Source organism: Streptomyces sp. NPDC059456, from assembly GCF_042750055.1.
In the GTDB taxonomy this organism is placed as follows: Bacteria; Actinomycetota; Actinomycetes; order Streptomycetales; family Streptomycetaceae; genus Streptomyces.
In genome coordinates this window covers 1-6,578 of the sequence record NZ_JBHYVA010000483.1, presented here as the reverse complement: position 1 = coordinate 6,578, position 6,578 = coordinate 1, and the positions used below count along the sequence as shown (strand labels likewise).

Below are 6,578 nucleotides of genomic sequence, written 5' to 3'. Positions count from 1 at the left end.
CACACACAGCCCCCCACACCCCCCGCCCCCGGGCCGGCGGGCCCGCCCGCGCGCCCCCCCCCCGGGGCGGCGGCGTCGGCGCGCCCGGGAGGCGCAGCAGCGCCTCCGTCCCCGGACCGCCGTCCAGCGGGGCGCGCAGCGCGGCGGTGCCGCCCGCGCGCTGCGCCGTACGGGCCACGATCGACAGGCCGAGCCCGCTGCCCGGCAGGGCCCGCGCCGACGGCGACCGCCAGAACCGCTCGAACACGTGCGGCAGGTCATCGGCCGGGACACCGGGACCGTGATCGCGTACGGTCAGCTCGCCCGCCCGCAGCGACACCTCCACGGCGCCGCCCGGCGGGCTGAACTTCACCGCGTTGTCGAGGAGGTTGACCACCGCCCGCTCCAGCGCCGCCGCCTCGCCCCGCACGTACCAGGGCTGCAGGTCGCACGCGAAGGCCAGCTCCGGGCCGCGCAACCGGGCCCGGGACAGCGCGCTCTGCGCGATCTCGTGCAGGGCCACCACCTCCAGCCGGGCCGGCGGCGCCGCGTCCGGCCGGGACAGCTCCTGGAGGTCCCCGATCAGCGAGGCCAGCTCCGTCATCTGCGCCTTGACCGAGGCCAGCAGCTCCTTGCGGTCCTCGGGAGGGATGGCCCGCCCGGTGGACTCGCTGCGCGCCAGCAGCTCGATGTTGGTCCGCAGCGAGGTCAGCGGGGTGCGCAGCTCGTGGCCGGCGTCGGCGATCAGCTGGGCCTGGCGCTCCCGGGAGGACGCCAGCGCGGCCGTCATCGCGTTGAAGGACCGGGACAGGCGGGCGATCTCGTCCTCGCCCTCCACCGGGATCCGTACGGTGAGGTCCTCGGTACGGGCGATGTGTTCCACGGCGTCGGTGAGTTCGTCGACCGGGCGCAGCCCGGTCCGGGCCACCCACAGGCCGGCCGCACCCGCGCCGACCACACCGATGCCGCTGACCAGGAGCAGGACCCAGGCCAGGGTGGACAGCGGCTTGTCGACGTCGGCCAGCGGCTTGGCGATGGAGATCGCGAACAGCTGCCCGTTCGTCTGCGCGGCCAGGGTGTAGACCCGCATCGTGGTGCCGTCGGTGGTCGTCACGTCGTGCAGGGTGGGCAGCCGCTTGCCCGAGGCGACCTGCCGGTCGACCGGGGTGACGGGCAGGGTGGTCATCCCGCCCACCCAGCAGTGGCCGCCGTCCGCGGTGACGATCTGGACGGTCGCGTTCAGGTTCCCGGCGATCTCCTGCGTGGGCCGGGCGGGCGCGGTCACACAGCCTTCCCGCAGCACCCGCACCACCTGGGCGTCCGGGTTGGTCGCCATCAGGGAGCGGTCCAGCTGCTCGCTCAGCTGCGTGCGGACCATCACCCACGACACGGCGGCGACGGCGGCGACCGCCACCGCCACCGCCACCGTGACCAGCAGCGCGAGCCGCGAGCGCAGCGGCAGGGCGCGGAATCTGGCGACCGGGCTCACTCGGGACCCCCGGAATCGCCGGCCCCGGCCACGCGCAGCACGTACCCCACCCCGCGCACGGTGTGCACCAGGCGGGGCTCGCCCCCGGCCTCCGTCTTGCGGCGCAGGTACATGACGTACACGTCCAGGGAGTTGGAACTCGGCTCGAAGTCGAAGCCCCAGACGGTCTTGAGGATCTGCTCGCGGGTCAGCACCTGGCGCGGGTGCGCCAGGAACATCTCCAGCAGCGTGAACTCGGTGCGGGTCAGTTCCACCGGGCGCCCGGACCGGGTGACCTCGCGGGTCGCGAGGTCCATGCGCAGGTCGGCGAAGGCCAGGGTCTCCGTGTCCGGTGCGTCCCCGCCGCCGGGCCGCGGGGCGGCGTACGCACTGCGGCGCAGCAGGGCGCGGACGCGGGCGAACAGTTCGTCGAGCTCGAACGGCTTGACGAGGTAGTCGTCGGCGCCCGCGTCGAGGCCGGTGACGCGGTCGCCGACGGTGTCGCGGGCGGTGAGCATCAGGATCGGGGTGGTGCTGCCGGAGGCGCGCAGCCGGCGGGCCGCCGTCAGCCCGTCCATCCGGGGCATCTGGATGTCCAGGACGATCAGGCCGGGGTCGTACGCGGCGGCCTTGTCGAGGGCGTCGAGACCGTCGACGGCGGTCTCCACGGCGTATCCCTCGAAGGCGAGGCTGCGGCGCAGGGCCTCCCGCACGGCCGGCTCGTCATCGACGACGAGGATGCGGTGCGGGTCGCCTTCGGCCGGATTCATCTGCGGTCCCCCAGGGGTCGTGGTCGGTCCTACCAGGCTCGCACGGCCCGCCTAGAAGGAAGTCCCGAAGCCGTAGGCGGCGCCGCCGTTGTTGCCGCTGTCGCCGTTGGTGTCGCCGGCGCCGCCGGAACCGCCCTTGCGCAGGGACGCCAGGTCGGACTTGACCGTGTTCACCGGGATGGCGAAGCCGAGGCCGACGCTGCCGGCGCCGGAGCTGTCGCTGGAGGGGGAGAAGATCGCGGAGGGCATGCCCACGATCTCGCCGTTCATGTTGACGAGGGCGCCGCCGGAGTTGCCCGGGTTGAGGGAGGCGTCCGTCTGGATGGCCTTGTACGAGGTGGTGTTCGAGCCGGTGTTCCCGTTGAACTGCTGACCGTCGTACGAGAACGGCCAGCCGCCGCTGCCGCGCTGCCGCTGCGGCGCCTGCTGCTCGGACTTGGGGACGTTCACGTCGCGGTTCAGGGCCGAGACGATGCCGCTGGTGACCGTGCCGGTGAGGCGGTCCGGCGAACCGATGGCCACGACCTGGTCGCCGACCCGCAGGCCGTCGGAGTCACCGAGCTTGGCCGCCTTGAGGCCGCTCGCGCCCTGGAGCTTGATCAGGGCCAGGTCCTTGTCGGGGTCGGTGCCGACGGTCTTCGCCGTGTACTTCTTGCCGTCGCTCATCGTCACCTGGATCCCGGTGGCGCCGTCGACCACGTGGTTGTTGGTGACGATCTCGCCGTCCGCGGTGACCACGATCCCGGAGCCGGTGCCCTGACCGGAGCCGGTGCGGGTGTCGATCCGTACGACGGAGGGGCTGACCTGCTCGGCCACGCCGGCGACCGTGCCGGTGCTGGACTGCGAGACGTTGGCGGCGCTGATGCCGCCGCCGCTGCGGCCCTGGGAGGCGAGCAGCTGCTCCACACCGACGGCGGTGCCGCCCCCGACGACGGCGGCGGCCAGCGCCACGGCGGCGAGCAGCGCCACGGGCCGCTTGGCGCGGACCGCGTGGGCGGGGCCGGCCGGGACCGGCGGGGGCTGGTGCGCTTCGAACCATCCGGGCGCCGCTGCCGGGGCCGCCGGGCCCGCCGGCGGCGGGTAGGCGGGCGGCGGCGGGTAGGCCCCGCCGAGGGGCGCGCTCTGGGCCGGGCCGTTCTCTTGCGGGTACTCGCCTTCGCGGCGGAAGTTCTCGGTCATGCCTATGACTGTGTCCGCGGATCATGAGAGCTTCCTGAGTCCCCGCTGAGAAGCCCGACAGAACCTCGTATGCCCGATATAAACCCGGGGGGTTCCCCGGGCACCCCGGGCCCGGGGTGCCCCGGAAGCCCGCCGAGGGGTGCGAGGGGCGCGTCGGAAATCAGTGGCAGCCGCAGGAGCGGCGGATCACCAGTGCCGAGGGGAACTGCTTCAGGCGTTCGCGGCGGGAGCCCGCCACGCGCAGGCCGTCGTCCAGGACGAGGTCCACCGCGGCCCGCGCCATCGCCGGGCGGTCGGACGCCATCGTCGTCAGCGGCGGGTCCGTCAGGGCCGCCTCCTTGACGTCGTCGAACCCGGCCACCGCCAGCTCCCCGGGCACGTCGATGCGCAGCTCCCGCGCCGCGCGCAGGACGCCGATCGCCTGGTCGTCGGTGGCGCAGAAGATGGCCGGCGGCCGGTCCGGGCCGGAGAGGACCTCCAGCGCCACGCGGTACGCGTCGTAGCGGTTGTACGGGGCCTCGAAGAGCCGGCCCTCCACCGAGCGGCCGGACTCCAGCATGGCCCGGCGCCAGCCCTCGACGTGGTCGGCGACCGGGTCGCCGACCGACGGGGTGTTCTCCACCCCGCCGATGCAGGCGACGTACTCGTGCCCGTGTTCCAGCAGGTGGCGGGTGGCGAGCTGGGCGCCGCCGATGTCGTCCGTGACCACGGCGACGTCGTCGATCGCCTCCGGGCGCTCGTGCAGCAGCACGACCCGCGCGTCCCAGGCCTCGATCTCGCTGGCCGCCTGCTCGCTCATGCCCTGGCTGACCAGGATCAGGCCCGAGACCCGCATGCCGAGGAAGGCCCGCAGGTAGTGGACCTCGCGCTCGGTGCGGTAGTCGGAGTTCCCGACCAGGACCATCTTTCCGCGCTCGGCGGCGGCCTGCTCCACGGCGTGCGCCATCTCCGCGAAGAACGGCTGGCGCGCATCCGGGACGATCATGCCTATGAGGTCGGTGCGCCGCGACGCCATCGCCTGGGCGACCCGGTCCGGGCGGTAGCCCAGCTCCTTGATCGCGGCGAGTACACGCTCGCGCGTGGCCGGGGCGACCGGCCGGGGTCCGTTGTTGATGACGTAGCTCACGACGGCGGTAGAAGTTCCCGCAAGTCGCGCCACGTCGTCCCGCGTCACCTTGGCCACGCCCGGGAGTCTACGCGGGGTGACCTACCTCTGGGCAGGCCGTCCTGCCGACTGGACGATCGCAGGAGGTTCCTCCATACGGGGGACGTCGCCCGACGCCTTGGCAGCGGCCTGGGCCGCGGCCTCCGCAGCCGCCCGCTCGACCTTCTCCGGAGTGACGAAGCGGTAGCCGACGTTGCGGACCGTACCGATCAGCGACTCGTGCTCGGGGCCGAGCTTCGCGCGCAGCCGCCGTACGTGGACGTCCACCGTCCGGGTGCCGCCGAAGTAGTCGTACCCCCAGACCTCCTGGAGCAGCTGGGCGCGGGTGAACACCCGGCCCGGGTGCTGGGCGAGGTACTTCAGCAGTTCGAACTCCTTGAAGGTGAGGTCGAGGACCCGGCCCTTCAGCTTCGCCGAGTACGTCGCCTCGTCGACCGACAGGTCGCCGTTGCGGATCTCCATGGGGGAGTCGTCGGAGCCCAGCTGCTGGCGGCCGGTGGCCAGCCGCAGCCGTGCCTCGACCTCGGCCGGGCCCGCGGTGTCGAGGAGGACGTCGTCGATGCCCCAGTCGGCGGTGACGGCCGCTAGGCCGCCCTCGGTGACGACGAGGATCAGCGGACAGCCGGGTCCGGTGGAGCGGAGCAGCTGGCAGAGCGACCGCACCTGCGGCAGATCGCGGCGGCCGTCGACGAGGATGACGTCCGCGCCGGGGGTGTCGACGAGGGCCGGGCCCTCGGCGGGAGCCACCCGGACGTTGTGCAGCAGCAGGCCGAGGGCGGGCAGCACCTCGGTGGACGGCTGCAGGGCATTGGTCAGCAGCAGGAGGGAGCTCATGCCCGTCCACCTGCCCAGGTCGAGCGGTCTTGCACGGTTCGCCGGTCCATCACGTCGGTTCCTCCTCGGTCCCGTCGAGGACGTTCGCGGTACTGCTTCGTACGTGGTGCGTGGTGCGTGCTGCGGTCGTGGCGGCCTGCCGGTCCCCGCGCCCTGAGGCCCGGCGGACACCACTGTTCTCGGTCCGTTCAACGTGCTGAAAGCACAAAAGGACCCGGGGGCAACGTTGCCCGGATCCTCTCGCCAGCAGAATAGCCCACCCGCCGGTGCGGGGCAGGGGTTCGGCCTCCGCCTCTTCTGTGGTTCCTGCCACCCTTATGCCCAGCTTATGCCCCGGTTTCACCGGATCGATGGACGTACGGCAGGCCGCCCGGGCGCACACGGGGCGCGCGGAGGCACACCGGACCAGAGGACCGGAGGGGTCATCATGGAGGCCGACGGTAGAGAGCCGACGATAGGAGCTGCAGTGGCAACCGGAACCATCCGCTACTGGGCGGCGGCCAAGGCCGCGGCCAAGACGGCGGAGGAGCCGTACTCGGCGCAGACACTGGCCGAGGCGCTCGACGCCGTGCGGGAACGCCACCCCGGAGAGCTGACCCGGGTCCTGCAGCGCTGCTCCTTCCTCGTGAACGACGAGCCCGTGGGCAAGCGCCCGCACGATGCCGTTCCGCTGACCGAGGGGGGCACCGTCGAGGTGCTCCCGCCGTTCGCGGGCGGGTGAGCGGAAACCGATGAGTACCCCCGAGGAACAACAGCACCAGCAGGCCGCGCGGGCCGCGCAGGCCGCCCAGCAGGACCCGTACGGGACCCAGACCTGGCAGTCCGACACCTGGGACACCGGCTACCAGCCGGTCCAGCCGCAGCCGCAGTCGCAGCCGCAGCCGGGCGCAGTGCCCGGGCAGCAGGTGGCCCCCGAGGGCTGGTTCCGGGACGAGCCCCGGGCCCCGCAGGCCCCGGCCGAGTCCCGGGACTGGTCCGGGGGCGCCGCCTCCGGCGCGGCGTGGCCGCAGGGCCCCGCAGCCGCCGCCGAACAGTCCGTGCAGTCCGCGTACCCGCCGCCCCACCAGGGCCAGGGCCAGGCGGCGGCCGCACCGCAGCCCGTGGCTCCCGAGGGCTGGTTCCGGGACGAGGCGCCCGCGGCCGCCTGGTCGGCGGGTTCCGGCTCGGCCGCGGAGCAGACGGC

General features: G+C 73.6%; 6 protein-coding genes and 1 pseudogene. 2 read left to right on the top strand and 5 right to left on the bottom strand.

Features of this window, described 5'->3' with window-relative positions:
• The 5 genes from ACFXA3_RS31030 to ACFXA3_RS31010 all read right to left on the bottom strand — a co-directional run.
• Positions 1 to 1,468: sensor histidine kinase (locus ACFXA3_RS31030; RefSeq protein WP_385192083.1), on the bottom strand; the 1,468-nt coding region annotated here is incomplete at its 3' end.
• Positions 1,465 to 2,217 carry a response regulator transcription factor gene (locus ACFXA3_RS31025; protein WP_385192080.1) on the bottom strand — a complete coding sequence of 251 codons (753 nt, stop codon included), beginning with the start codon at positions 2,215 to 2,217 and terminating at the stop codon, positions 1,465 to 1,467. The genes ACFXA3_RS31025 and ACFXA3_RS31030, both read right to left, overlap by 4 nt.
• A gap of 51 nt (positions 2,218 to 2,268) precedes the next feature.
• The gene (locus tag ACFXA3_RS31020; protein ID WP_385192078.1) at positions 2,269 to 3,396 is read right to left on the bottom strand and encodes a S1C family serine protease; all 1,128 of its coding nucleotides are present in this window, start codon (positions 3,394 to 3,396) and stop codon (positions 2,269 to 2,271) included.
• Between the two features lie 160 nt (positions 3,397 to 3,556).
• The gene (locus tag ACFXA3_RS31015) at positions 3,557 to 4,579 is read right to left on the bottom strand and encodes a LacI family DNA-binding transcriptional regulator (protein ID WP_385192075.1); all 1,023 of its coding nucleotides are present in this window, start codon (positions 4,577 to 4,579) and stop codon (positions 3,557 to 3,559) included.
• A 24-nt stretch (positions 4,580 to 4,603) separates the two neighbouring features.
• A complete protein-coding gene (locus tag ACFXA3_RS31010; protein ID WP_385192073.1) occupies positions 4,604 to 5,395 on the bottom strand; it encodes a response regulator transcription factor in 792 nt (263 codons plus the stop codon).
• Between the two features lie 466 nt (positions 5,396 to 5,861).
• Between ACFXA3_RS31010 and ACFXA3_RS31005 the strand changes: the two genes are divergently transcribed.
• Positions 5,862 to 6,116 (top strand): MoaD/ThiS family protein, encoded by a 255-nt coding sequence (locus ACFXA3_RS31005; protein ID WP_054222580.1) that lies wholly within the window; start codon positions 5,862 to 5,864, stop codon positions 6,114 to 6,116.
• A 10-nt stretch (positions 6,117 to 6,126) separates the two neighbouring features.
• Positions 6,127 to 6,578: pseudogene (locus ACFXA3_RS31000) on the top strand (hypothetical protein); the annotation flags it as partial.

Bases quoted from the DNA above. Each gene is read 5' to 3' on its own strand.
- ACFXA3_RS31025 (WP_385192080.1), bottom strand. From the start codon at position 2,217: ATGAATCCGGCCGAAGGCGACCCGCACCGCATCCTCGTCGTCGATGAC.
- ACFXA3_RS31020 (WP_385192078.1), bottom strand. From the start codon at position 3,396: ATGACCGAGAACTTCCGCCGCGAAGGCGAGTACCCGCAAGAGAACGGC.
- ACFXA3_RS31010 (WP_385192073.1), bottom strand. From the start codon at position 5,395: ATGAGCTCCCTCCTGCTGCTGACCAATGCCCTGCAGCCGTCCACCGAG.